Source organism: Streptomyces sp. 2114.4 (assembly GCF_900187385.1).
GTDB classification, from domain to species: Bacteria; Actinomycetota; Actinomycetes; order Streptomycetales; family Streptomycetaceae; genus Streptomyces; species Streptomyces mooreae.
This window is the reverse complement of the sequence record NZ_FYEY01000001.1, coordinates 2,023,787-2,047,524: the sequence shown is the minus strand read 5'-3', so window position 1 is coordinate 2,047,524 and position 23,738 is coordinate 2,023,787. Positions and strand designations below refer to the sequence as shown.

Below are 23,738 nucleotides of genomic sequence, written 5' to 3'. Positions count from 1 at the left end.
GGCCCGCGTGACGATCCCGGTGAGAGGACCCGCCGCCGTGCTCCGGCTTCCCGACTCCCGTACCGAGCCGGACGGTACGGCCGTGATCCGGGTGCTCAGCTACAACATCCGCTCGATGCGCGACGACCGGGCGGCGCTGGCCAGGGTCATCCGGGCCTGCGCTCCCGATCTCGTGCTGATCCAGGAGGCGCCGCGGTTCTTCCGCTGGCGCAAGGCCGCCGAGAAGCTGGCCCGCGCGGCCGGTCTGGTGTACGTCACCGGCGGCGCCACCGCCGCCGGACCGATGATCCTGTCCACCCTGCGCGCCCGGGTGGAGCGCACGGAGGACATCCTGCTGCCCCGCACCCCCGGCCTGCACCAGCGCGGTTTCGCCACCGCCGTGGTGCGGATCGGCGGTGCCCGGCTCGGCGTGCTCAGCTGCCATCTCAGCCTCGCCGCCCGGGAGCGTGACGCGCAGGCCGGGCTGCTGCTGGAGCGGCTGGCGGCCCTCGGCGTGCCGCACGCCGTGGCCGGCGGCGACCTCAACGAGCGGCCGGACGGCGGGAGCTTCCGGCGGCTGGCGGGGGCGCTCACCGATGCCTGGGCGGCCCGGCCGTGGGGCGGGGAGCTCACCTCCACGCCCCGTGACCCGCATCAGCGGATCGACGCGATCTTCACCACGCCGGGCGTGGAAGTCCTCGGCTGCGGTGTGCCGCACGGCCTGCCGGGGGTACGGGAGAGCGACCTCACCGCCGCGACGGACCATCTGCCGGTGCTGGCCGCGCTGCGGGTGCCGGCCGGGGGCTGACGCACACCACCGCCGACTCACTCCACCGCTGACTCACACCACCGCGCCGCTGCCCGGCAGATCGTCGTCGTCCTCGTCGTCGTTCTTCATCCGGGCCACCAGGGTGGCGAACCCGCCGAGGAAGCCGCCGATGCCCAGGACCGTGATCCACCAGGTCACCGGCTGCTGCAGCAGCACCATGGCCACCAGCAGCAGCGGACCGCCGATCACCGCGATCCAGGCGAACTTGGCGGTGACATCGGCCTGCGGCAGCGGGGGCGGCTCGGGCGGGGTGAAGTGGCCCTCGTCGGTCTCGTCGAAGTCGTCGTCGGACGGCTCGGCGGGGGACCAGTTGCGGGGGCCGACGCCCGGCGCGAAGACGACGAAGCTGCCCGGGCGGGGGGCGTCGCCCCTGCCGTCCCCGGGCCCGTCCTTCCCGGAGTCGTCCGGGGGGTCCGCCGGGGAGACCTTTTCGGAGCCCGTCGAGCCCGTCGAGCCCGCAGAGCCCGCCGTGGAGTCCTTCCCGGTGTCCCCCGCGGCGCTCTCCCCCGCGTCTTCCGGAGGGTTCGCCGCGGTCCTCTTCGTGCCGCCGTTCCCGGCCGGTTCGTCCGTGCCGTCGGCGCCGTCTTCCGGGGGGAACGACGGCTGGTCGCCGTAGCCCGCCACGATCTGGGCCCAGGCGGCCTCTTCGTCCAGCGGGTCCCGGGGGTCGCGGGGGCTACGCTCCGCCACTGGCCGCCGTCCCCTCCGAAGCCGCGTCCGCCCGCCGCGCGGGTGCGAGGCGGGTGATGAAGGCGGCCGTCTCCCGGAAGATCTGCTCCGCGTCGTGGTCGAGGGTGGCGACGTGGAAGCTGCGCTCCAGGAGCGTCTGGCGGACGTCCGTCGAGGACACCCGGCTGAGGATGCGCTCGGAGTCCGCCGGCGGGACGACATGGTCCTGCGGGCTGGTCATCACCAGCAACGGCTGGGTGACACCGGGGAGTTCGGAGTCGACCTGCTGGAAGAAGCGGCGCACCGAATACGCGGCGTGCAGCGGCACCCGGTCGTAGCCGACCTCCTCGGCGCCGGGCTTGGCGATGTCGCTCGTCAGCCCCTTGGTCGTCCGGACGAGATGGCGCAGCACCGGCAGCAGCGGCCCGGCCGCGTCATGGACCTTGTTGGCGGGGTTGACCACGGCCACCCCGCTGATGGCGTCGCCGTGCTTGGCGGCCAGCCGCAGCGCCAGCGCGCCGCCCATCGACAGGCCGCAGACGAAGACCGAGGTGCAGCGCTCGGTCAGCGCCCGCAGCTCGCGGTCGACCTCGGCGTACCAGTCCTGCCAGGTCGTGATCTGCAGATCCTGCCAGCGGGTGCCGTGACCGGGCAGCAGCGGCAGACTGACCGTGAGCCCCTGGTCGGCCAGGTATTCGGCCCAGGGGCGTACGGACTGAGGGGAGCCGGTGAAGCCGTGGCACACAAGGACGCCGACCTCTCCGCCGTCACGGCGGAACGGCTCGGCTCCGGGAAGGAGCGGCACCGGGGGACTCCGATCGATGAGGGGGGCTGGCGAGTTACCTCAGGGTACGCAAAGTGACGGCGGGCGGATAGGTCCGGCGGCAGCCGCGGCGCGAGGGGGCCACCGTGGCAGGTTAAGGTCTTTGCGTCACACACAGGAGGCAGTCGGTTGATCTACGGCGCAATGAAGTTTTCCATCGGCGGGTCGCTGAAGCTTGCCTTCAGGCCCTGGGTGGAAGGCATCGAGAACATCCCCGCCGAGGGCCCGGCGATCCTCGCGAGCAACCACCTGTCCTTCTCGGACTCGTTCTTCCTGCCCGCGGTGCTCGACCGCAAGGTCACCTTCATCGCGAAGTCCGAGTACTTCACCTCCCCGGGGGTCAAGGGCAAGCTGACCGCCGCGTTCTTCAAGGGCGTGGGCCAGCTGCCGGTGGACCGCTCGGGCGGCCGGGGCGCGGGCGAGGCGGCGATCAAGAGCGGTATCGAGGTGCTGGAGCGCGGTGAGCTGTTCGGCATCTACCCGGAAGGCACCCGCTCCCCGGACGGCCGGCTCTACCGCGGGAAGCCGGGCGGTCTGGCGCGGGTGGCGCTGGCCACCGGGGCGCCGGTCATCCCCGTGGCGATGATCGACACCGAGAAGGTGCAGCCACCCGGCAAGATCGTGCCGAAGATGATCCGGCCGGGCATCCGCATCGGCAAGCCGCTGGACTTCACCCGCTATCAGGGCATGGAGGGCGACCGCTTCATCCTGCGGTCGGTCACCGACGAGGTCATGTACGAGATCATGAAGCTCTCCGGCCAGGAGTACGTCGACATCTACGCGACGGCGGCCAAGCGGCAGATCGCCGACGCGGCGAAGGCGGAGGCGGCACAGGCCGAGGCACAGAAGAAGGCCGAGGCGGAGCGGGCCAAGAAGGCGGCCGCCGAATAGACGGGCAGGGCCGAGACCGGGCGTGAGCACGCCCGGCGAGGGGGACGGCAATGACGGTTACGGGCACGGATACGGGCACCGGCACGGCGGGCGCCGCCGCCATGGCCGCCAGGCGCCACGGCAAACGCCCTCCCAAGGTGCTGCGGATGTCCGTCGAGCTCCCGCTGTGGCGCGCGCTCACCGGCTACCGGATCCTCACCCTCGTCTACACCCTGTGCCTGGTCGCGCTCTCCTACCGGCAGTACGCCCATCCGCTGGGCGCCGCCGCCTACATGGGCGCGCTGACCGTCTGGACGGCGCTGACCTGGCAGCGCACCACCTCGGCGGAGCGCTGCACCCGGCACTTCCTCGTCGCCGACCTCGGCTTCGCGATCGGCGGCATCCTGCTCACGCTGGTGGTCGACACCCACGCCCGCATCATGGGCGGCGGGCCGACGCTGCCGTCGATCTGGACGGCGGGCGCGGTCCTGGGCTTCGCGATCAAGGGCGGCTGGCGCTGGGCCGCGGTGGCCTCCACCATCGTGGCGGTGGCCAATCTCGTCGAGCGCCAGGAGCTGGCCCGCGACACCATCCACAACGTGGTGCTGGTGTGGGTGGCCAGCGTCGGCCTCGGCTATGTCGTCGAGGTGGCCCGTTCCAGTGAGCGCACGCTCGCCCGCGCCCTGCAGATCGAGGCCGCCACCCGGGAGCGGGAGCGGCTGGCCCGCGACATCCACGACAGCGTGCTGCAGGTGCTGGCGATGGTGCAGCGGCGCGGCGCCGAGATCGGCGGCGAGGCGAGCGAACTCGGGCGGATGGCAGGTGAGCAGGAGGTCGCGCTGCGGACCCTGGTTGCCGGCGGGCTGGTGCCGCCGCCCGCGCTCCGGGCGCTGGTGCCGCACCAGGCGGGCGAGCGCGCGGAGGAGCCGGCCGCGGCGTCCGCGGTGGCCGTGCCGGCGCCGCCCGGTGACGGACCGTGCGACGTCCGGGCGCTGCTCGCGCCGTACGCGGGCGCCGGTGTCACCTTCTCCGAACCCGGTGCCCCGGTCGCGCTGCCGCCCGCCGCGGCGGCCGAGCTCGCGGCAGCTGTCAGTGCCACGCTGGACAATGTACGGGTGCATGCGGGGGCGAAGGCCCACGCATGGATCCTGGTGGAGGACGAACCGCACGCGGTGATCGTGACGGTCCGCGACGACGGCCCCGGCATCCCCGAGGGCCGGCTCGCGGACGCCGAGCGCGAGGGCCGTCTGGGGGTGGCCCTGTCGATCCGCGGCCGGCTGCGGGACCTGGGCGGCAGCGCGGAGTGGATCTCGGTCCCCGGCCAGGGCACGGAAGTGGAGTTGACGGTCCCCAAGGGCGCTGCGCCCGAGGGCGGAAAGCGGGGGAAGGGCGGAGCGTGAGCGAGCAGGGGCTGAAGGTCATGGTGGTCGACGACCACCCGATGTGGCGGGACGCGGTCGCACGGGACCTGGCGGAGGCCGGGTGCGAGGTGGTCGCGACGGCCGGTGACGGGCTCCAGGCGGTGCGCAGGGCGCAGGCCGCGGGGCCCGATGTGCTGGTCCTCGACCTCAACCTGCCGGGGCTGCCCGGTGTACGGGTGTGCCAGGAACTGGTCGGCGCCAATCCGGCGCTGCGGGTGCTGGTGCTCTCCGCGAGCGGGGAGCACGCCGATGTCCTGGAGGCGGTCAAGTCCGGGGCGACCGGCTATCTGCTGAAGTCGGCGAGCACCGACGAACTGCTGGACGCGGTGCGGCGCACGGCCGCCGGTGACGCGGTGTTCACCCCGGGCCTGGCCGGTCTGGTACTCGGCGAGTACCGCAGGCTGGCGACCGAACCGGCCCCGGCGGCGCCGGACGAGGTGGGCGCACCCCAGTTGACGGACCGGGAGACCGAGGTGCTGCGCCTGGTCGCCAAGGGGCTCTCGTACAAGCAGATCGCCGAGCGGCTGGTCATCTCGCATCGCACGGTGCAGAACCACGTCCAGAACACCCTCGGCAAGCTCCAGTTGCACAACCGCGTGGAGCTGGTGCGCTATGCGATAGAGCGCGGCCTCGACGAGGGGTGAAGCCGCGGCCTCGACGAGGCGTCACGCCACGGTTTCGACGAGGCGTGGCCGGGGCGCGCACGATCCGCCCCGGCCGCCACCCGGAGGAAGCCGCCCGTACGGGTGAACACCCCCTGCCAACTCCCCGGTAAATCACGGACTTCGCCGTTTGTCCCATCCCGGAGTGACCCAGATCACCATTAGCGTGACCGGCGTCGGCTCACACACGGCCGTGCGCGGCCACTGTCGGGAGGTAGGTGAAGCAGCGATGCGGGTCGGAGTACTGACCGGCGGCGGCGACTGCCCGGGTCTGAACGCAGTGATCAGGGGGATCGTCCGCAAGGGCACCCAGGAGTACGGATACGAGTTCGTCGGCTTCCGGGACGGCTGGCGCGGGCCGCTGGAAGGCGACACGGTCCCGCTGGACATCCCGGCGGTGCGCGGCATCCTCCCCCGTGGCGGCACCATCCTCGGCTCCTCGCGGACCAACCCCTTCAAGGAGAAGGACGGCGTCCGCCGGATCAGGGAAACGCTCGCCAAGCAGGAGGTCGAAGCGCTGATCGCGATCGGCGGGGAGGACACCCTCGGCGTCGCCGCCCGGCTCTGTGGTGAACACGCCGTCCCCTGCGTCGGCGTCCCCAAGACCATCGACAACGACCTGTCCGCCACGGACTACACCTTCGGCTTCGACACCGCCGTCGGCGTCGCCACCGAAGCCATCGACCGGCTGCACACCACCGCCGAATCCCATATGCGGGTGCTGGTCGTCGAGGTGATGGGCCGGCACGCCGGCTGGATCGCGCTGCACTCCGGGCTCGCCGGCGGTGCGAACGTCATCCTCATCCCGGAGCAGCGCTTCGACGTCGAGCAGGTCTGCCGGTGGATCGACTCCCGCTTCAAGGTCCGCTACGCCCCGATCGTGGTCGTCGCCGAGGGCGCGATGCCCAAGGACGGCCAGATGGTGCTCAAGGACGACTCCACCGACTCCTTCGGCCATGTCCGGCTGTCCGGGGTGGGGGAGTGGCTGGCCAAGGAGATCGAGGCGCGGACCGGCAAGGAAGCGCGGACGACGGTCCTGGGGCACACCCAGCGCGGCGGTACCCCCAGCGCCTTCGACCGCTGGCTGGCCACCCGCTTCGGGCTGCACGCCATCGACGCGGTACGCGACGGCGACTTCGGGAAGATGGTCGCGCTGCGCGGCACGGACATCGTCCGGGTGCCGATCGCGGAGGCGACCGCCCGGCTGAAGACCGTCGATCCGGCGCGCTACGCCGAGGTCGGGGTGTTCTTCGGCTGAGCCGGCGCCGGGCCTCCGGGCGGCACCCGCAGGCGAGGGGCCGTATATTCGCCGTATTCGCCCTGTATGTCGCATGCGGCACACGCGCGATATCGCGATATCCGGCCCCTCGCCCCTGGGCGGGGCGCACCACCGGCGGGAGAGACGGGAGAGCTCGTGGAGATCGTCGCCTTCGGGGTGCAGGCCGATGAGCGGCCGTATCTGGCGAAGGCCTTCGCCGGCCGCCACCAGGTCCGCAGCCTGGATGTCTTCCTCAACCGCGACACCGCACCCATCGCCCGCGGCTACGAGATCGTCAGCTCCAGCGTCAACGCCGATCTGGGCGCGGACGTCCTGCAGGCCCTCGCGGCCGGCGGGACGAAGCTGATCGCCCAGCGCTCCACGGGCTTCAACAACATCGACCTGGAGGCCGCGGCCGACCTCGGGATGAGCATCGGCCGGGTCTCCTGCTACTCCCCCTACGCGGTCGCCGAATTCGCCTGGGCGCTGGCGCTGGCCGTCAACCGGCGGATCGTCCGGGCCACCACCCGCACCCGTAACTTCGACTTCCGGCTGGACGGCCTGATGGGCCGCGATCTGCGCGGGCGGACGGCGGGGGTGCTCGGCACCGGCAGGATCGGCGAGGCGTTCACCCGGATCGCCCACGGCTTCGGGATGAACCTGCTGGGCTGGGACCTCGTCGAGAACCCGCGCTGCGTGGAGCTGGGCATGCGCTACGTGCCCCGGGAACGGCTGCTGGCCGAGGCGGACCTGATCACCCTCCATCTCCCGCTGGTGGATGGAACCCGGCGGATCGTCGACGCCGCCGCGCTGGCCGCGATGAAGGACGACGCGATCCTGGTCAACTCCAGCCGCGGCGGGCTCATCGACACCGAGGCCCTGGTCGACACGCTCAAGGCCGGCCGGCTCACCGGTGTCGGCCTGGACGTCTACGAGGAGGAGGCCAGGTTCTTCTTCGTCGACAAATCCCTGGACGTCATCGACGACGACACCCTCGCCCGCCTGATGACCTTCGGCAATGTGCTGGTCACCTCGCACCAGGCGTACTTCACCGAGGACGCGGTCGGCCAGATCGTCGCGGCCACCGTGGCCAACGTCGAGGACCACCTGGCCCACCGCACCAACGAGAACATGCTGGTCACACGAGGACAGCTGCCAGCAACTGCGCGGTGACCGAGGCACCGTCCAGGGTCAGCACCGACTCCGGGTGGAACTGCACACCGGCGAAACCCGGGCCGCGCAGCGCATGCACCTCGCCGCTGTCCGCGTCCCGGCTCAACTCCACCCGATGCATGGCGAGTTCGGCCGCCGTGGTGTCGTCGCAGCGGGCCGTGAAGGTGTTGTAGAAGCCGACGGTCTCCGGGCGGCCGAAGAAGTCGATCCGCTCCTGCGCGCCCTGGCAGGGCACCTCCTTGCGGACGATCTCCAACCCCAGCTCGGCGGCGAGCAGTTCATGCCCCAGGCAGACCCCCAGCAGGCCGTCCCGGTGCCCGGCGACCAGCTCGGCGGTGAGCGACCGCAGGAAGCGCATCTTGGGGTCGGCGGCGTCCGACGGGTTGCCCGGACCCGGGCCCAGCACGACCGGGCCCCGGTGCGCGCGGGCGGCCTCGCGCAGCCCCGGCTCGTCGAAGCGGCGCACGGTGACGTCCAGCCCCGAGGTGCGCAGCAGGTGCGCCAGCATCGCGGTGAAGGTGTCCTCCGCGTCGATGACCAGCGCGTGCCCGCTCAGCTCGGCGATCGGTGCGGTGGTCTGCATCCGCAGCCAGAAGGGCGCGAGGCCGGCGCGACGGGCGTCCAGCGCGGCCCGCACCCGGGGGTCGTCGGCCAGCCGCTGCCCGCGGCCTGCGGCCGCCGCCCGTGCGGGCGCCGGCCGTACCCCCAGCGCGCTGAGCACCCCCGCGGCCTTGGCGTGCGTCTCGGCGACCTCGCTGCGCGGGTCGGAGGCGCGGACGAGCGTGGCGCCGACCGGCACCCGCAGTCGGCCGTCCGCGGAGATGTCGGCGGTACGGATCAGGATCGGCGAGTCCAGCGTCTGCGCGCCGCCCGCGTCCCGGCCGATCAGCGCCAGCGCCCCCGCGTAGTAGCCGCGGCCCGGCCCGTCGGCGTCCGCCGGCTCGTACCGCTCGATCACCCGGCAGGCGTTCTGCACCGGCGATCCGGTGACGGTCGCCGCGAACATCGTCTCCTTCAGCACCTCGCGCACATCGAGGGTGGACCGGCCGCGCAGCTCGTACTCGGTGTGCGCGAGGTGCGCCATCTCCTTGAGCCGGGGCCCGATCACCACCCCGCCCTTGTCGCCGACGGTGCACATCATCTTCAGTTCCTCGTCCACCACCATGGACAGCTCCTCGGCCTCCTTGCGGTCGTCGAGGAACGCCAGCAGGCTCTCGGCGGTGGGGCCGCCCTCCGGGTAGCGGTAGGTGCCGCTGATCGGGTTCATCACGACGGTCCCGGCCGCCCGCCCGCCGTCCCCGGGCCCGCCGGTCATCCGGACGTGCACCTCGGGGCTGGCGCCGACCAGGGTGTGCACCCCGGGGCGGTGCACCACATACGTCCAGTACGCGCCCCGCTCACCGGCCAGCAGCCGCCGGAACAGCGCCAGCGCACCGGCCGCCGAGAAGTCCTCGACCGTGCCCTCGAAGGTCCTGCGGATGACGAAGTTCGCGCCCTCGCCGGTGCCGATCTCGTCCCGCACCACCCGCCCGACGATCTCGGCGTAGGCGTCGTCGTCCACGTCGAACGCCCCGTCCGTCACCCGCACCTCCTGCACGGGCAGCGCCGCCAGCACCTCGTCGAGCGGCAGCTCCGCGCATTCACGGGGGCGCAGTACGGCCAGCGGTGTGCCGTCGTCATGGGCCCGGAAGCCGCGCTCGCGGATCTGCCGGAACGGGATCAGCGCGAGCGCGTCGGTCACCGGCGCATCCGACGCCCCCTCGCCCAGCGGGATGTCGGCCAGCCGCCCGACCTCCTCGACCTCACCGATCAGCACCTCGACGAGGGGGGCGCCTCCCGCTGCGGCGGAGCCGAGAGCGGGGGAGGCCGCCTCCCGGCCGGGCGTGCGGCGGTGCAGCAGGGCGAACGGCGGGCAGGCGGGGTCGAGCAGCCGCCGGACGAGTGCGGCGGCGTCCGTCCGGGCGGGCGGGGGCTCGTGGTGCATGACGGGTTCCTTCCGGGGAGGAGGAACGGCCGCCGCAAAAGGCTGAAGGCCGCCCCTCGGGCGGCCTTCGCGAAGTGTGTGGATGCGCGCGAATCAGTGGGCCGCCGGATGAGCGGTCCACCACCAGTTCATGTTCATGGCCGGTCGCGTGCACATGGGTGGCACCCTACCGGACCGTCCGGGTGCCGTGCGTCTCACAGTCCGGATGCCCGGACGGACACCCTCACGGGACCCCGTAATGTGGGACTTGTGACCGTGAACGCTGAAACCCACGCCGGTGGCCACACCTGGCGAGACCTGCCCGCGGCGCAGCAGCCTGACTGGCCGGACCAAAAGGCTCTGCGCGATGTGATCGCGGAGCTCGAGTCCTATCCGCCGCTCGTCTTCGCGGGCGAGTGCGACCAGCTGCGCGAGCGCCTGGGAGCGGTCGCCCGTGGTGAGGCGTTCCTGCTTCAGGGCGGCGACTGCGCGGAGGCCTTCGACGCCGTATCCGCCGAGCACATCCGTAACAAGCTCAAGACGCTCCTCCAGATGGGCGCCGTCCTGACCTACGCCGGGTCCGTCCCGGTGGTCAAGGTCGGCCGGATCGCCGGCCAGTACAGCAAGCCGCGCTCCAAGCCCACCGAGACCCGCGACGGGGTGACGCTGCCGACCTACCGCGGCGACTCCGTCAACGGCTTCGAGTTCACCGAGGCGGCCCGGATCCCGGACCCCGAGCGGCTGAAGCGGATGTACCACGCCTCCGCGGCGACGCTGAACCTCGTGCGCGCCTTCACCACGGGCGGCTACGCCGACCTGCGGCAGGTGCACGCCTGGAACCAGGACTTCGTGAAGTCCTCGCCCTCCGGGCAGCGCTACGAGGCGCTGGCCCGCGAGATCGACCGCGCGATGAACTTCATGAACGCCTGCGGGGTGGACCCGGAGGAGTTCCGCACCGTCGAGTTCTACGCCTCCCACGAGGCGCTGGTCCTGGACTACGAGTCGTCGCTCACCCGTGTCGACTCGCGCACCGGCAACCTCTACGACGTCTCCGGCCACATGGTCTGGATCGGCGAGCGCACCCGTCAGCTCGACGGCGCGCACATCGAGTTCGCCTCGCGCATCCGCAACCCCCTCGGCGTCAAGCTGGGCCCGACGACGACTCCCGAGGACGCGCTGACGCTCATCGAGCGCCTCGACCCGGAGCGGGAGCCGGGCCGGCTGACCTTCATCACCCGCATGGGAGCGGACAAGGTCCGCGACAAGCTCCCCGAGCTGGTCGAGAAGGTCACCGCCTCCGGTGCGCAGGTCGCCTGGATCTGCGACCCGATGCACGGCAACACCTTCGAGGCGGCCTCCGGTCACAAGACCCGGCGCTTCGACGATGTGCTGGACGAGGTCAAGGGCTTCTTCGAGGTCCACAAGAGCCTCGGCACGCACCCGGGCGGCATCCACGTCGAGCTGACCGGTGACGACGTCACCGAGTGCGTGGGCGGCGGCGACGAGATCTTCGTCGACGACCTCCACCAGCGCTACGAGACCGCCTGCGACCCGCGGCTCAACCGCAGCCAGTCGCTCGACCTGGCGTTCCTGGTGGCGGAGATGTACCGCGACCAGTGAGCCGGTCGGCCGCTGACCTGCGCTGACGGTCCAAGGCACAACGCAGTGGGGCGCGGATCCTGTGATCCGCGCCCCACTGCGTTGTGCAGCCCCCGCCGAGCCAGGTAAGGTAAGGGTTACCTCACTCAAGATCAGCCGGATGGGTGAGGTGACTCCACGGAAGGTGAAGCCGCGTGTACGTCTGCTCCTGCTTCGGGATCACCGAGCAGCAGGTCCGTGAGCACGCGGACACGGGCGCCTGCACGCCCCGGCAGATCGCCTCGGCCTGCAAGGCCGGCACCGACTGCGGTGGCTGCGTCAAGCGCATCCAGTCCCTGCTCGGCCGGGGCGCCTGCCCCCGCCGGGAGCTCATCGACAGCGGTGCGCCCGAACCGCTGGGCGTGGAGGCGGACGCCGTGGAGCCCGCGGCGCTCTCGGAGGCCGCGTAGTCCTGAGGGGTGACGGGGGTCTCCCGCCGCCGGTGCGGACCGCGCCGAGGGGTGGCATCCGGCCGCTCGCTCAGCTCGGCTGCTCGATGACCTGGGCGATGTAGAGCGCTTCTCCCAGCTTCTCCACCAGCTCCAGCTGGGTGTCGAGATAGTCGATGTGGTGCTCCTCGTCCGCGAGGATGTCCTCGAAGATATTCGCCGAGGTGATGTCGCCCTTGGTGCGCATGAGCTCGATACCGCGCTTGAGACGGTCGATGGCCTCGACCTCGATCTGCCGGTCGGCCTGGAACATCTCCGTGACGGTCTGGCCTACCCGTACGTGGAACAGCCGCTGGTAATTCGGCAGCGCTTCCAGGAAGAGAATCCGGTCCGTCAGGATCTCTGCGTGCTTCATCTCGTCGAAGGACTCCGAGCGGGTGTACTTCGCGAGCTTCGTCCAGCCGAAGTTCTCCTGCATCTTGGCGTGCAGGAAGTACTGGTTGATCGCGGTGAGCTCGGCGGTCAGCTGCTCATTGAGGAATTCGATGACCTCGGGGTCGCCCTGCATGGCTGCGGGCTCCTTCCACGCGAGAACTGGGCAGGTGCCGCATCCTCGCACCGCCCGGAGCGGGGCGTCCAGTAAGTGCACGCTTAGTGCGAGTTGCCCGAATCCCTCCCTGCCTGGTCATCGGCACCCCTTCCGGTCTGACACCATGGAGGGCATGGGTCAGCCGGAAAGCCGCGAAGAGGAGCAGCCTCAGCTGCCTCCGGGGCAGCGGTTGCAGCGGGGCTGGCCGGTGACGCATTACGGGCCGGTGCCGAAGTTCCGCGCCGAACGCTGGGAGTTCCGGGCTTTTGGCGCCACCGCCGACGGCGCGAAACACTGCTGGTCGCACGAGGAATTCACGGCGCTGCCGTACACCACGGTTGTTGCCGATATGCACTGCGTAACGAAATTCAGCATGCTGGGAGCCGAATGGGGCGGAGTGCGCACCCGAACGATCCTCGAACTCGCACCGCCGGCGCCCGATGTCACCCATGTCATGGTGTGGGCCGAGTACGGCTTCAGTTCGAATGTGCGGATCGAGGATTTCGCCGCGGAGAAATGCCTCTTCGCCACACACCGCTCGGGTGAACTCCTCACCGCGGAGCACGGCTTCCCGGTCCGCTTGATCGTTCCGCACCTGTACGCCTGGAAAGGCCCCAAGTGGGTCCGCGGCATCGAGTACATGCGGGCCGACCGCCGCGGCTTCTGGGAGGAACGCGGCTACCACAACCTGGGCGACCCCTGGCGGGAGCAGCGCTACTCGTACCAGGAGGAGCCCGGGGACGGCCCCGAGCTCTGATCCCGGCACCCGGGACGGGCTCAGGTTCCGCGCAGCTCCTTGAGCCGGGCCACGTCCGCCGCGTGCCCCTCCTTGCCCCCCGGGGTCTCGACCACCAGCGGCACACCCTCCGTCGCCGGGTGGCGGAACAGCTCGCCGAACGGCTCCGCACCGATGTGACCCGCGCCGATGTTCTCGTGCCGGTCCTTGTGGGCGCCGACGACATCCTTGGAGTCATTGGCGTGGATCAGCTTCAGCCGGCCCTCGCCGGCGACCTCCACCAGCTCGTCCAGCAGCGCCTTCGTGCCGCCCGGCGCCGCCATGTCGTGCCCGGCCGCGAACGCATGACAGGTGTCGAGGCAGATCCCCAGCTTGGGGTGCCGGTCCAGCGCGTCGAAGTACGGACCGAGATCTTCGGCCAGCGCGCACAGCGACGCCCCCTGCCCGGCCGTCGGCTCCAGCAGCAGCCAGGGGTCGTCCGGGTGCGTCAGCTCATCGAGCAACGGCCGCATCCGCTCTCTGACCTGCGCCATCGCGGTCTCACGCGGCCGCCCGCCGGTCGCCGAACCGGTGTGCACGACCACGCCCAGCGCGCCGATCTCCCGGCCGCGGCGCAGCGAGTGGCGCAACGAGTCCACGGACTTGTCGACGGTCGCCTCGGTGTGCGAACCGAAGTTGATCAGATACGGCGCATGGACATACGCCGGAATCCCCTCCTCGGCGCAGGCCGCCCGGAACGCCTCGTCCTGTCCGGGACTGCCGGGCAGCGTCGCCCAGCCGCGCGGATTGGCCACAAAGACCTGGACGACCTCATCGCCCATCTCCCGGGCGTAGGGAAGGCCGGTCTTGGCCAGGCCGCCGGCCACCGGAACATGGCCGCCGACCGGGTTGCGTGCACGGGCGCGCTGCGCGGTGCCCTCGGGGAAGGTACTCACCCTCCCAGGGTGCCAGGTGCCCCACGCCCGCCGGACGGCAGCCGTGGGGCACGGACGGCGGGGCTTACAGTCCGCCCTTGAGCTCGATGGTGATCGTGCCGCCCTTCGGCGCCTTCTTCCCGGGCTCGACGGACTGGCTGTCGACCGTGTCCTTCGGGAAGAAGAACGGCTTCTTCACCTCGACCTGGAAGCCCAGGTCGGTCAGCTGCTTCTTGGCGTCATCGACGTTCTTGCCGGTGACGTTCGGGACGGCGATCATCTCCGGCCCCTTGGAGAGCGTGAGAGTGACCGGGTCGCCCTTGCCGAGCTGCTTGCCCTCGGCCGGGGTCTGCCGGGCGACGGTGCCCTTGTCCTGGGTGGAGAACACCGGCTCGCCGGCGAAGCGCACCTGGAAACCGGCCTCGCGCAACGTGTTCGCCGCGTCCGCGCGGTCGCTGCCGAGTACGCCGGGCACCTCGACCGCGCTGCCGCGGCTGACCGTCAGCCCCACGCCCGTATCGGGCCGCCGCTTGGTCCCGGCAACCGGGTCCGTACGGATCACCGAGCCCTTGGCCACCTCGTCGCTGAACTCCCGGGTGACGGTGGCCGGCACCAGCCCGCGGTCGCGCAGCTTCCGCTTGGCGTCGGCGACCGGGGTGCCCGACAGGTCCGGGACCTCGACGATCTCCGGTCCGCGGGAGATGGTGACGGTGACCGTTCCGGTGCCGCGGATCTGCTTGCCGGTCGCCGGATCCGTCTTCATGACGTGCCCGCGCTCCACGTTCGAGCTGAAGCCGCGCACCACCTTCACGCCCAGCCCGTCGTCCCGCAGGGTCTTCTCGGCCTTGGCCTGTGTCATCTCCAGCACCGCGGGAACGGTGGTGAACTGGCCTTCGGTGATGTACCAGACGCCCGTGCCGACCCCGAGGATCAGCAGCACGGCCGCGATGACGGTGACGAGCGGCCGCCGCCGGAGCCCGCGGCGGGGTGCCTCCTCGGCGGGCACCGGCCGCAGCCGGGTGGTCTGCTCGGCGGCCGCCGGCACCTCCAGCCGGCTGGTGCGGTTCAGCTCCGCCGCGCCGTCGGTGCGGGGTATCACGTCCGTCCGCGCGAAGTCGTCGACCGCGCTCCCCGAGGCCAGGTCCCTCGCCTCCGGCGGTACGACATCCAGCTGGGCGTCGGTCAGCTGTGCGCGGGCCTCCTGCGCCCGGGACAGCAGCACCACCGCGTCCTGCGGCCGCAGCTGCGGCTCGCGGGCACAGGCCAGCGCGACCAGCTCGTCCAGCTGCGGTGCGAGACCGGGCACCAGCCCGGACGGCGGCAGCACGTCCTCGTGCAGATGCTGGTAGAGGATCTGCGCCACGGTGCCGCCGGTGTGCGGCTTGCCGCCGGTCAGCATCTCGTAGAGCACCACACCGCAGGCGTAGACATCGACCCGGGCGTCCGCGGTGCCGTGCTCCAGCTGCTCGGGAGCGAGGTAGGAGACGGTGCCCAGCACGGAGCCGGTCGACGCGGTGGTGTTGGTGTCCACCGCCCGCACCAGACCGAAGTCGGCGACCTTGACCCGGCCGTCGTCGCCGATCAGGACGTTCTCCGGCTTCATGTCGCGGTGCACCAGCCCGGCACGGTGCGCGGCCCCCAGGGCGGCCAGGATCGGCTCCAGGATGTCCAGCGCGGCCCGCGGCTGCAGGGCGCCCCGCTCGCGCAGCACATCGCGCAGCGTGCAGCCGGCGACGTACTCCATGGCCAGATACACGTACGTACCGTCCGTGCCCTGGTCGAAGACACCCACCACATTCGGATGCGACAACCGCGCGACCGACTTCGCCTCGCGGATGAAGCGCTCGACGAACGCCCCGTCCGTGGCGAGGCCCGGGTGCATCACCTTCAGCGCGAGCACGCGGTCGAGCCGGGTGTCCATGGCCTGGTAGACCGTGGCCATACCGCCTGCGGCGATGCGCGCCTGGACGCGATAACGGCCGTCGAGCAGCTGGCCCACGAGCGGGTCCTGAAGGGTGGTATCCACGGGAGACGAGTCTATCGTTCCGCTGCGCTCGGCTTTGGGCCCCACGTTTTCGGCCTGCCCGCCGTGGGGGTGGCGCCTGCAGCGGACCCGGCCCGCCGCAGGCGCCACGGCGAGCGCACCCGCGCAGCGGGCGACAAACGGCGAGGAACCCCTACGGCGGGGAAAGCCAAAGACTCAGAACGCCGGCCGCTCAAGGTCGAGCAGGCCCTCCGCCGGCGAAGACGCCAACGCGAAGTGACGCCGTGGGATGCGCCCCGCGCAGAACGCCAGGCGGCCCGCCGTGACGGCATGGCGCATGGCGGAGGCCATCAGTTCGGGTTCCTGGGCGCGGGTCACCGCGGACGCCAGCATCACCGCCGCGCAGCCCAGCTCCATGGCCAGCGAGGCGTCCGACGCCGTGCCTGCGCCCGCGTCGAGGATGACGGGGACGCCGGCCCGCTCGGTGATCAGCTGGAAGTTGTGGGGGTTGCGGATGCCCAGGCCGGAGCCGATCGGCGAGCCCAGCGGCATGATCGCGGCGCAGCCCACGTCCTCCAGCTTGCGGGCCAGCACCGGATCGTCGTTGGTGTAGGGCAGCACGGTGAAACCGTCGTCGACCAGGGTCTCGGCGGCGTCCAGCAGCTCGATCGGGTCGGGCAGCAGGGTGCGCTCGTCGGCGACCACCTCCAGCTTGACCCAGTCCGTGCCGAGCGCTTCCCGGGCGAGCCGGGCGGTGAGCACCGCTTCGCCCGCGGTGAAGCAGCCCGCGGTGTTCGGCAGCACCTTGATCTTGTGGCGTTCCAGTACGGACAGCACCGAGCCCTGCACGGTCGGATCCAGCCGCCGCATGGCGACCGTGGTCAGCTCCGTACCGGAGGCGAGCAGTGCCCGCTCCAGGACGTCGAGGCTGGGTGCGCCACCGGTGCCCATGATCAGGCGGGACGTGAAGGTGGTGCCGGCGAGGGTGAGGGGGGCGGGGTCGCTGCCCGTGGCGAAGCCGCCGTCGGATGCGGGGGCCGTTCCCCGGAGCGCTGCGGTGTCGGTCATGTCTGCGGATCAGCCTCCCTGGACCGCGGTCAGCACCTCGACGCGGTCGCCGTCGGCGAGCAAAGTGGCGGGCCACCGGGTACGGGGCACCACGGTCTCATTGACCGCCGCGGCCACCCCGGCGGGCGCCTGGGACAGCGTCGCGACGAGCCGGTCGAGGGTCAGGCCGGCGGGGACCTCACGGGGCTCCCCGTTGACGGACACCGAGACGGTGGGGGCGGGTGGGGCGGCGTTCATACGGGCTGCTCCTGTGGGGCACGGGTGCGCTCGGTTCCCGGCGCGGCGCTCGGGGTCTCCCCGGACCGTTCCGGCGTGGGGGAGAAGCGCGCGGGGGAGAAGGGGCGGGCCTCTTCGGGAAGGAGGCCGGTGGCCAGTACCTCGGCCATCGCGTCACCGGTGACGGGGGTGAGCAGCACTCCGTTGCGGAAGTGGCCGGTGGCGAGGTGGAGGCCGGGCAGTGCGGTCGGCCCGAGCATCGGGGCGTTGTCGGGGGAGCCGGGGCGCAGTCCGGCGCAGGTCTCGACGAGCGGGAGCTCGGTGATGCCGGGGACCAGCTCGTGGGCGTCGCGCAGCAGCTCGTAGACCCCGCCGGCGGTCACGGTGGTGTCCCAGCCCAGCTCCTCGCTGGTGGCGCCGACGACCAGTTCGCCGCTCTCGCGCGGGACCAGGTAGAGCGGGCCGCCGCGGACGACCGCCCGTACGGTGCGGGAGAGGAAGGCGGGGCTGCCGGCGGGCATCTCCGGCAGCCGCAGCCGCAGTACCTGGCCCTTGACGGGGCGCACCCGCGGCAGGATCTCGTCGGGCACGCCGTCGAGCCGGCCGCTCCAGCTCCCCGCGGCCAGCACGACCTGGCCGGCCGCGATCCGGGTGCCGTCGGCGAGTTCGGCGCCGGCGGCCCGGCCGCCGTCGACCGTCAGCCGTACGGCCCGGCTCCGGTGGAAGGCCACCCCGGAGCGCTCGCAGGCGGTCGCCAGTGCGCTCGCCAGCCGGCGCGGATCGACCTGGTGGTCGCCGTCCACCCGCAGACCGCCGCGCACCCCGGGGGCCAGCATCGGCTCCAGCCGCCGGCACTCGCGCCCCGTGAGCCACTGCGACTCCAGCCCCGAGCGGGTCTGCAGGGCGTGCAGGTCGCGCAGGTGGGCGCGGTCGTCGGCGTCCAGCGCGACGGCCAGGGTGCCGCACCGCCGGTAGCCGACGGGCAGTCCCGCGGCCTCCTCCAGCTCCTCGACGAAGCGGGGGTAGCGCCGGGCGGAGGCGAGGTTGAGGCCCAGCAGGGTCTGCTCGCCGTAGTGGAGCTCGGTGACCGCGGCCAGCATCCCGGCCGCGACCCGGGCGGCGCCGCCCCCGGGCGAGGGGTCGGCCACCGCGGCGCTCAGCCCGCGGACGGCCGCCCTCCAGGCCGTGACCAGACCGATGATGCCGCCGCCGATGACCAGCACATCAGGGCTCCGCGGGGTGGGTCGTGAGCATGTGGCGGTTGCGTGCATGGGCGTCCAGCCCCTCCCTTCGCCGGCATGACCCGGATCAGGTTCGTACGGTCGGAGGCCGGCCAGCCTCCCTCTCAGCCCGGTGCGTCCGGGCTCCCGCGAGTGCGTGTATCCGTCACCCTAATACGAGGCCGCGAGGCACGGTAAGACAGCGCCCCCGGCCTCCCGGGGGCCGCGCCCCGGGCCGCCCGGACGGTGACGCTGTGTCAGAGATCTCCTTGCGCGCTGCTGCGAGCCGCCTCACACCCCGTCCTAGAGTGATCGGGTGAGCGAGCAGAGCAAGTCCTCCCAGGCCCCTGACCGCACGCCGCACGTCGTGATCGCCGGCGCCGGAATCGCGGGTGTGCAGACCGCGGTCGCCCTGCGCGAACACGGCTGGCCCGGCGCGATCACGCTCCTCGGCGACGAGCCCCACCGGCCCTACGACCGTCCGCCGCTGTCCAAGGCGGTACTCCTGGGCAAAGCCGAGGGCTCCGCCTTCGACGTCGACTTCGCAGCGCTCGGCATCACCCTCCACCTCAGCCGCCCGGTCACCGGGCTGGTGCCGGACTCCCGTGTGATCGAGACGGCCGAGGGCCCGGTCCCCTACGACTACGCGGTCCTGGCGACCGGCGCCGAACCGGTCGTGCTGCCCGGCAGCGAGGGACTGCCCGGCGTCCATCTGCTGCGCACCCTGGACGACGCCGAGCGGCTGCGGCCGGTGCTCGCCGCCCAGCACGAGATCGTGGTCGTCGGGGCCGGCTGGATCGGCGCCGAGTTCGCGACCGCGGCGCGCGAGGCGGGCTGCGCGGTCACCGTCGTCGAGGCCGCCGACCGCCCGCTGGCCGGTGCGCTGCCCGCCGAGGTCGCCGCCCATATGACCGGCTGGTACGCGGCCGCGGGCGCCGAGCTGCGCACCGGGGCCCACGTCGCCTCCGTCACGGCGGGCGCGGTCACCCTCGACGACGGCACGGTGCTGCCCGCGGACGCGGTGGTCATCGGGATCGGCGCCCGCCCCGCGACCGGCTGGCTGGCCGGCTCGGGCGTCGAGCTCTCGCCGCGGGACGGCTCCGTACTGGCCGACGAGCAGCTGCGCACCTCCGTGCCCGATGTCTACGCGGTCGGTGACTGCGCCTCCTTCCCGTCGGCCCGCTACGGCGCCCGCCTGCTGATCCACCACTGGGACAACGCCCTCCAGGGCCCGCGCACGGTCGCCGAGAACATCGCCCGCGGCGAAGCGGAAGGGGTGGTCTACGACCCCGTCCCGTACTTCTGGTCGGAGCAGTTCGGCCGGTTCGTGCAGTACGTGGGGCACCACGGGGACGCCGACGAGCTGGTCTGGCGCGGTGACCCGGCCGGGGCCGCCTGGTCGGTGATCTGGCTGCGGGACGGACGGCTCGTCGCGCTGCTGGCCGTCGGGCGGCCCCGGGACCTCGCACAGGGGCGCAAGCTGATCGAGCGGGGCGTCGCCCTGGACCGGGAGCGGGCCGCGAATGCGTCGGTGCCGCTGAAGGCCGCGGCGCTGTAGCCGGGCGCCGGAGCGCGGTGACCGACGGTGGCCGGCCGGGCGCCGGCCGTCACCCTCCGGTGTGCAGCGGGCCTCTGATGGCGATGCCCGGCTACCGGCTGTCAGTGGGAGGTGGCAGGCTTGTCCTGTGACCGAGATTGACGCAAACATCGATGGACTCGTCCCCGCCTGGCTCACCCTCCCCGACATCGCCGAACAGCTCGGCGTCGAGGTGACGCGGGTCCGGCAGCTGGTCAAGGAGGGCCAGCTGATCGCGGTGCGCCGCGGCGAGAACCGGGCGCTGCACGTGCCCGCCGATTTCATCAAGGACGACAAGGTGGTCAAGGGCCTCGTCGGCACCCTCACCCTCCTCAAGGACGACGGTTTCACCGACGAGGAGATGCTGGAGTGGCTGTTCACCCCGGATGAGACCCTGCCCGGCACGCCCGCCCAGGCGCTGCGCGAGAATCGCGGTACGGAGGTGAAGCGCCGGGCCCAGGCGCTCGCCGTCTGACGCCATGACGCGGCCCGCACTGCGCCGGCAGCCGCGCCAGCACCCGTAACCGCACCCGCGGGGCGTACGGACCGGAAGGCCCGGACCGTACGCCCCCGACCTGGGGGGAAGCCGCCCGATGACCACCGCACGCCCGGCTCTGTCCGATGCCCGGCTCTATCTCTGCACGGACGCCCGCCGGCGCCAGGGCGATCTCCCGCAGTTCCTGGACGCGGTGCTCTCCTCGGGTGTGGACATCGTCCAGCTGCGGGACAAGGGCATGGAGGCCGGCGAGGAGCTGCGGCAGCTGGAGGTCTTCGCGGACGCCTGCCGGCGGCACGGCAAGCTGCTCGCGGTCAACGACCGCGCCGATGTCGCCCATGCGGCGGGCAGCGAGGTCCTGCATCTCGGGCAGGGCGATCTGCCGGTCCCGGCCGCCCGCGCCCTGCTGGGCCCGGACGTCCTCATAGGCCGCTCCACGCACGCCGAGGCCGAGGTGGACGCCGCGCTCACCGAACCCGGTGTGGACTACTTCTGCACGGGCCCGTGCTGGCCGACCCCCACCAAGCCCGGCCGTCACGCCCCCGGCCTCGACCTGGTCCGTTACGCCGCGGCCCGCGCCCCCGAGCGCCCCTGGTTCGCGATCGGCGGGATCGACGCCCGGAATCTGGACGAGGTGTTGCAGGCGGGCGCCCGCCGGATCGTGGTGGTCCGCGCCCTCACGGAGGCGGACGATCCGGGAGCGGCGGCCGCCGCGCTGGCCCGGCGCATCCGGACCTGGGACGCCCCGGATGCCCCGGATGCCCTGGACGCCCCGCATGCCTTGGCGCCGTCGCGTCCGGTCCGCGAGGCCGGGTGCGCGAGTGGCGGGTGACCGGGTGACCGGGTGACCGGCGTCGCTGTGCGCGGTGTCGGGAGCCGGGCGGTTTCCTGACCTCCGGGCGACCGGAAAATGTCCACCCAGTGGACATCAACCCGGCCAACCAGGCATTACGCCCGACGCGGTTGGTGTGGGCCCGGCCGGTGGTTAACCTGCCGGTATGGCCCTAGGTACAGCTTCCACCAGGACTGATCGCGCACGCACGGTGCGCGACCTGCTTGCTTCCGGCAAGCAGTCGTATTCTTTCGAGTTCGCCGCCCCCAAGACGGAGAAGGGCGAACGGACCCTGTGGAACGCCATTCGCCGCATCGAGGCCGTCTCGCCGACGTTCGTCTCCGTGACGTACGGCGCCGGCGGCACCTCCCGTGACGGCACGGTGCGCGCCACCGAGCGCATCGCCACCGACACCACCCTGACCCCGGTCGCCCACCTCACCGCGGTCAACCACTCCACGGCCGATCTGCGCAACATCATCGGCCAGTACGCCGACGCCGGGATCCGCAACATGCTCGCGCTGCGCGGCGACCCGCCCGGTGACCCGATGGGCGAGTGGGTCAAGCACCCCGACGGCATCGGCTACGCCGCCGACCTGGTCCGGCTGATCAAGGAGTCCGGCGACTTCTGCGTCGGCGTCGCGGCCTTCCCCGAGATGCATCCGCGCTCGACGGACTGGGACACGGACGTGGCACACTTCGTCGCCAAGTGCCGGGCCGGTGCGGACTTCGCCATCACCCAGATGTTCTTCTACCCCGAGGACTACCTCCGGCTGCGGGACCGCGTTGCGGCGGCGGGTTGCTCGACGCCGATCATTCCGGAGATCATGCCGGTCACGAACGTGCGCCAGATCGAGCGGTTCGCTCAGCTCAGCAATGCGGCCTTCCCGCCCGAGCTGGCCGAGCGGATCCTCGCCGTCAAGGACGACCCGGCGGCGGTACGCTCCATTGGTATCGAGTACGCAACGGACCTGTGCGCACGCTTGATGGCCGAGGATGTTCCCGGGTTGCACTTCATTACCCTGAACCACTCCACGGCGACCCTGGAAATCTACGAGAATCTGGGGCTGCACCAGCAGTCCTGATCACGGTGGCCGGCGAGCGGCGGAAGAGGGGCGTATATGGGCTGGGCGGTCCTCTACATCGCGTTCGGCCTGGTGGCGCTGTGGCTGTTGGGTGAGGTCCTGCTCCAGAACAAGGCGCGGCTGCGCTGGCGGCTGCTGGCCTTCGCCGGCTTCATCGGTGTGGTCGTCGGGGTCATCCTCCCGTCAATACTCGTGATCGGGCTGGGACTTGTCGCCTTCGCCATCGGGCAGACGAATGTGACGCTCTCCTTCCGTCGCGGCTTCACCACCGGCTGGGCCCTGCGCAGCAAGCCCGCGGCCGGGGCGTCCGGCGACAGTGGCCGGCGCCGCCGGGCCCGCCCGTCCGGACCGCCCCCCGCCGAACCGACCCTGGAGGTCTCCGGCCTGGAGGCGGTGGCGCCCACCGAGGCGCCCGCACGGTCCGGCGACGGGGGCCCGGACACCTTCGAGAGCACCGGCGGCTTCCAGCGGGTGGACCCCTACGCCGCACAGGACACCGTCGCCGGGCAGGGCTCCTACGGCGGGCCCGGTACCCCCGCGGGGCAGGACGGCTTCGCCGCGCAGGACACCTTCGTCGCGGGGCAGGAGGCCTTCGCCGCGCAGGAGACCGTGGTCGGGCAGGGCTTCTACGGCTACACCCCCGGCGACGACTACCGCGGCCAGGACCCGTACCAGGGGCAGCAGCAGGATCAAGACGCCTACGCCACCCAGGCGTTCGCCGCCCCGGACGACTTCGCGCGGGCCGACGCCACCGCCGTCTACGCCCCCCAGCCGATGCCCGAGGAGACCGGCCAGTACGGCGTCTACAGCCCCGACGCCCGTGGCCAGCAGCCCGGTTACCAGGGTTACGGCGGCTACGACGTCTACGACGCCGCTGCCGCCAACGGCAGCAGCAATGGCAACGGCTATGCGTACGGCGGCGGTTACGACCAGACCGGAGCCGGCCAGGCCCCCTACGCCGACCCCTATGCGGCCTACGGCGACGGCCAGGGCCAGCAGGCGGCCTACACCGACCCGTACCTCGGCGGTCAGCAGTACGCCGGGTCCTACGACCCCTACCAGCAGGCGGACCCCTACGCCTCCTCTCCCTACGCGGCGCAGCAGTACGACGCCCAGGGACAGCCGCTCGGCCAGGGCTACGGCGAGACCCCGCCCGGTGGCGTCTGGGTCCCCCAGCAGCGCGACGCCGAACTCCCGCCCGAGCAGCAGCCCTACCCGCCCTACCAGCAGCCGGGATACGACGGGCAGCAGTACCGCTACTGAGCGGACGGACCGACGCCCGGCCGGCGGTGCCGCGCGCCGCGACGGCCCCGGCCCGCCGGGTGCCCGCCCGCCGAGGCAGCCCCGCC

23 protein-coding genes and 1 riboswitch are annotated in these 23,738 nt (G+C 72.2%); of the genes, 14 read left to right on the top strand and 9 right to left on the bottom strand.

From position 1 onward, the window contains the following. Window positions 1–37 precede the first annotated feature (37 nt). On the top strand, window positions 38–787 hold the full coding sequence (locus tag CFW40_RS08905) for an endonuclease/exonuclease/phosphatase family protein (RefSeq protein WP_256331807.1): 750 nt from the start codon (window positions 38–40) through the stop codon (window positions 785–787). Window positions 788–820: 33 nt separating this feature from the next. Here CFW40_RS08905 and CFW40_RS08900 read toward each other — a convergent pair whose 3' ends face one another. Both CFW40_RS08900 and CFW40_RS08895 read right to left on the bottom strand, forming a co-directional pair. Beyond that, window positions 821–1,498 (bottom strand): hypothetical protein, encoded by a 678-nt coding sequence (locus tag CFW40_RS08900; RefSeq protein ID WP_088797276.1) that lies wholly within the window; start codon window positions 1,496–1,498, stop codon window positions 821–823. Then, entirely contained in the window at window positions 1,485–2,282 is a 798-nt protein-coding gene (locus tag CFW40_RS08895) for a carboxylesterase (protein WP_088797275.1), read from the bottom strand. The genes CFW40_RS08900 and CFW40_RS08895 overlap by 14 nt, the downstream gene beginning before the upstream one ends. A 162-nt stretch (window positions 2,283–2,444) precedes the next feature. Here CFW40_RS08895 and CFW40_RS08890 point away from each other — a divergent pair, with 162 nt between their 5' ends. From CFW40_RS08890 to CFW40_RS08870, 5 genes are all read left to right on the top strand, one after another. Continuing rightward, window positions 2,445–3,191: a 1-acyl-sn-glycerol-3-phosphate acyltransferase gene (locus tag CFW40_RS08890; protein ID WP_088797274.1), complete on the top strand. Its 747-nt coding sequence runs from the start codon at window positions 2,445–2,447 to the stop codon at window positions 3,189–3,191. A gap of 101 nt (window positions 3,192–3,292) precedes the next feature. Next, window positions 3,293–4,570, top strand: a complete 1,278-nt coding sequence (gene macS, locus CFW40_RS08885) for a MacS family sensor histidine kinase (RefSeq protein ID WP_371127206.1) — start codon at window positions 3,293–3,295, stop codon at window positions 4,568–4,570. Between the two features lie 20 nt (window positions 4,571–4,590). Continuing rightward, complete coding sequence (locus CFW40_RS08880; protein ID WP_328391451.1) at window positions 4,591–5,235, top strand: response regulator transcription factor; 645 nt, start codon at window positions 4,591–4,593, stop codon at window positions 5,233–5,235. A gap of 247 nt (window positions 5,236–5,482) precedes the next feature. Further along, complete coding sequence (locus tag CFW40_RS08875) at window positions 5,483–6,511, top strand: 6-phosphofructokinase (RefSeq protein WP_088797272.1); 1,029 nt, start codon at window positions 5,483–5,485, stop codon at window positions 6,509–6,511. Window positions 6,512–6,667: 156 nt separating this feature from the next. Then, on the top strand, window positions 6,668–7,684 hold the full coding sequence (locus CFW40_RS08870) for a 2-hydroxyacid dehydrogenase (RefSeq protein WP_088797271.1): 1,017 nt from the start codon (window positions 6,668–6,670) through the stop codon (window positions 7,682–7,684). On the opposite strand, the gene CFW40_RS08865 is transcribed toward CFW40_RS08870, so the two are convergent. Further along, window positions 7,650–9,668: an anthranilate synthase family protein gene (locus tag CFW40_RS08865; protein ID WP_088797270.1), complete on the bottom strand. Its 2,019-nt coding sequence runs from the start codon at window positions 9,666–9,668 to the stop codon at window positions 7,650–7,652. The two genes, CFW40_RS08870 and CFW40_RS08865, sit on opposite strands and share 35 nt — an antisense overlap. Before the next feature lie 249 nt (window positions 9,669–9,917). On the opposite strand from CFW40_RS08865, the gene CFW40_RS08860 reads away from it, so the two are divergent. Further along, window positions 9,918–11,267, top strand: coding sequence for a class II 3-deoxy-7-phosphoheptulonate synthase (locus CFW40_RS08860; RefSeq protein ID WP_088797269.1), 1,350 nt, complete (start codon window positions 9,918–9,920; stop codon window positions 11,265–11,267). Window positions 11,268–11,440: 173 nt separating this feature from the next. Continuing rightward, window positions 11,441–11,695, top strand: coding sequence for a bacterioferritin-associated ferredoxin (locus tag CFW40_RS08855; RefSeq protein ID WP_088797268.1), 255 nt, complete (start codon window positions 11,441–11,443; stop codon window positions 11,693–11,695). Between the two features lie 70 nt (window positions 11,696–11,765). On the opposite strand, the gene bfr is transcribed toward CFW40_RS08855, so the two are convergent. Continuing rightward, window positions 11,766–12,242 carry a bacterioferritin gene (gene bfr / locus CFW40_RS08850; RefSeq protein WP_088797267.1) on the bottom strand — a complete coding sequence of 159 codons (477 nt, stop codon included), beginning with the start codon at window positions 12,240–12,242 and terminating at the stop codon, window positions 11,766–11,768. A gap of 145 nt (window positions 12,243–12,387) precedes the next feature. Here bfr and CFW40_RS08845 point away from each other — a divergent pair, with 145 nt between their 5' ends. Then, the gene (locus CFW40_RS08845; protein WP_088797266.1) at window positions 12,388–13,020 is read left to right on the top strand and encodes a sulfite oxidase-like oxidoreductase; all 633 of its coding nucleotides are present in this window, start codon (window positions 12,388–12,390) and stop codon (window positions 13,018–13,020) included. 20 nt (window positions 13,021–13,040) lie between these two features. Here CFW40_RS08845 and CFW40_RS08840 read toward each other — a convergent pair whose 3' ends face one another. The 5 genes from CFW40_RS08840 to thiO form a co-directional block, all read right to left on the bottom strand. After that, window positions 13,041–13,934 (bottom strand): deoxyribonuclease IV, encoded by an 894-nt coding sequence (locus CFW40_RS08840; RefSeq protein ID WP_088797265.1) that lies wholly within the window; start codon window positions 13,932–13,934, stop codon window positions 13,041–13,043. Window positions 13,935–13,998: 64 nt separating this feature from the next. Further along, the gene (gene pknB / locus CFW40_RS08835) at window positions 13,999–15,939 is read right to left on the bottom strand and encodes a Stk1 family PASTA domain-containing Ser/Thr kinase (protein WP_088797264.1); all 1,941 of its coding nucleotides are present in this window, start codon (window positions 15,937–15,939) and stop codon (window positions 13,999–14,001) included. 174 nt (window positions 15,940–16,113) lie between these two features. Continuing rightward, window positions 16,114–16,965, bottom strand: coding sequence for a thiazole synthase (locus tag CFW40_RS08830; RefSeq protein WP_088797263.1), 852 nt, complete (start codon window positions 16,963–16,965; stop codon window positions 16,114–16,116). Window positions 16,966–16,974: 9 nt separating this feature from the next. Continuing rightward, on the bottom strand, window positions 16,975–17,202 hold the full coding sequence (gene thiS / locus CFW40_RS08825; protein ID WP_088797262.1) for a sulfur carrier protein ThiS: 228 nt from the start codon (window positions 17,200–17,202) through the stop codon (window positions 16,975–16,977). Then, window positions 17,199–18,452: a glycine oxidase ThiO gene (gene thiO / locus CFW40_RS08820; protein ID WP_176956548.1), complete on the bottom strand. Its 1,254-nt coding sequence runs from the start codon at window positions 18,450–18,452 to the stop codon at window positions 17,199–17,201. The genes thiS and thiO overlap by 4 nt, the downstream gene beginning before the upstream one ends. Further along, window positions 18,450–18,562: riboswitch (TPP riboswitch) on the bottom strand. Its footprint overlaps the gene before it by 3 nt. Window positions 18,563–18,717: 155 nt before the next feature. On the opposite strand from thiO, the gene CFW40_RS08815 reads away from it, so the two are divergent. From CFW40_RS08815 to CFW40_RS08795, 5 genes are all read left to right on the top strand, one after another. After that, window positions 18,718–19,959: an NAD(P)/FAD-dependent oxidoreductase gene (locus CFW40_RS08815; RefSeq protein ID WP_088797260.1), complete on the top strand. Its 1,242-nt coding sequence runs from the start codon at window positions 18,718–18,720 to the stop codon at window positions 19,957–19,959. A 127-nt stretch (window positions 19,960–20,086) separates the two neighbouring features. Beyond that, window positions 20,087–20,452, top strand: coding sequence for an Rv2175c family DNA-binding protein (locus CFW40_RS08810; RefSeq protein WP_042162000.1), 366 nt, complete (start codon window positions 20,087–20,089; stop codon window positions 20,450–20,452). A gap of 118 nt (window positions 20,453–20,570) precedes the next feature. Next, on the top strand, window positions 20,571–21,305 hold the full coding sequence (gene thiE, locus CFW40_RS08805; protein ID WP_256331542.1) for a thiamine phosphate synthase: 735 nt from the start codon (window positions 20,571–20,573) through the stop codon (window positions 21,303–21,305). A gap of 166 nt (window positions 21,306–21,471) precedes the next feature. Next, entirely contained in the window at window positions 21,472–22,389 is a 918-nt protein-coding gene (gene metF / locus CFW40_RS08800; RefSeq protein WP_088797259.1) for a methylenetetrahydrofolate reductase [NAD(P)H], read from the top strand. A gap of 36 nt (window positions 22,390–22,425) precedes the next feature. Further along, the gene (locus CFW40_RS08795) at window positions 22,426–23,652 is read left to right on the top strand and encodes a hypothetical protein (RefSeq protein ID WP_088797258.1); all 1,227 of its coding nucleotides are present in this window, start codon (window positions 22,426–22,428) and stop codon (window positions 23,650–23,652) included. Window positions 23,653–23,738 lie beyond the last annotated feature (86 nt).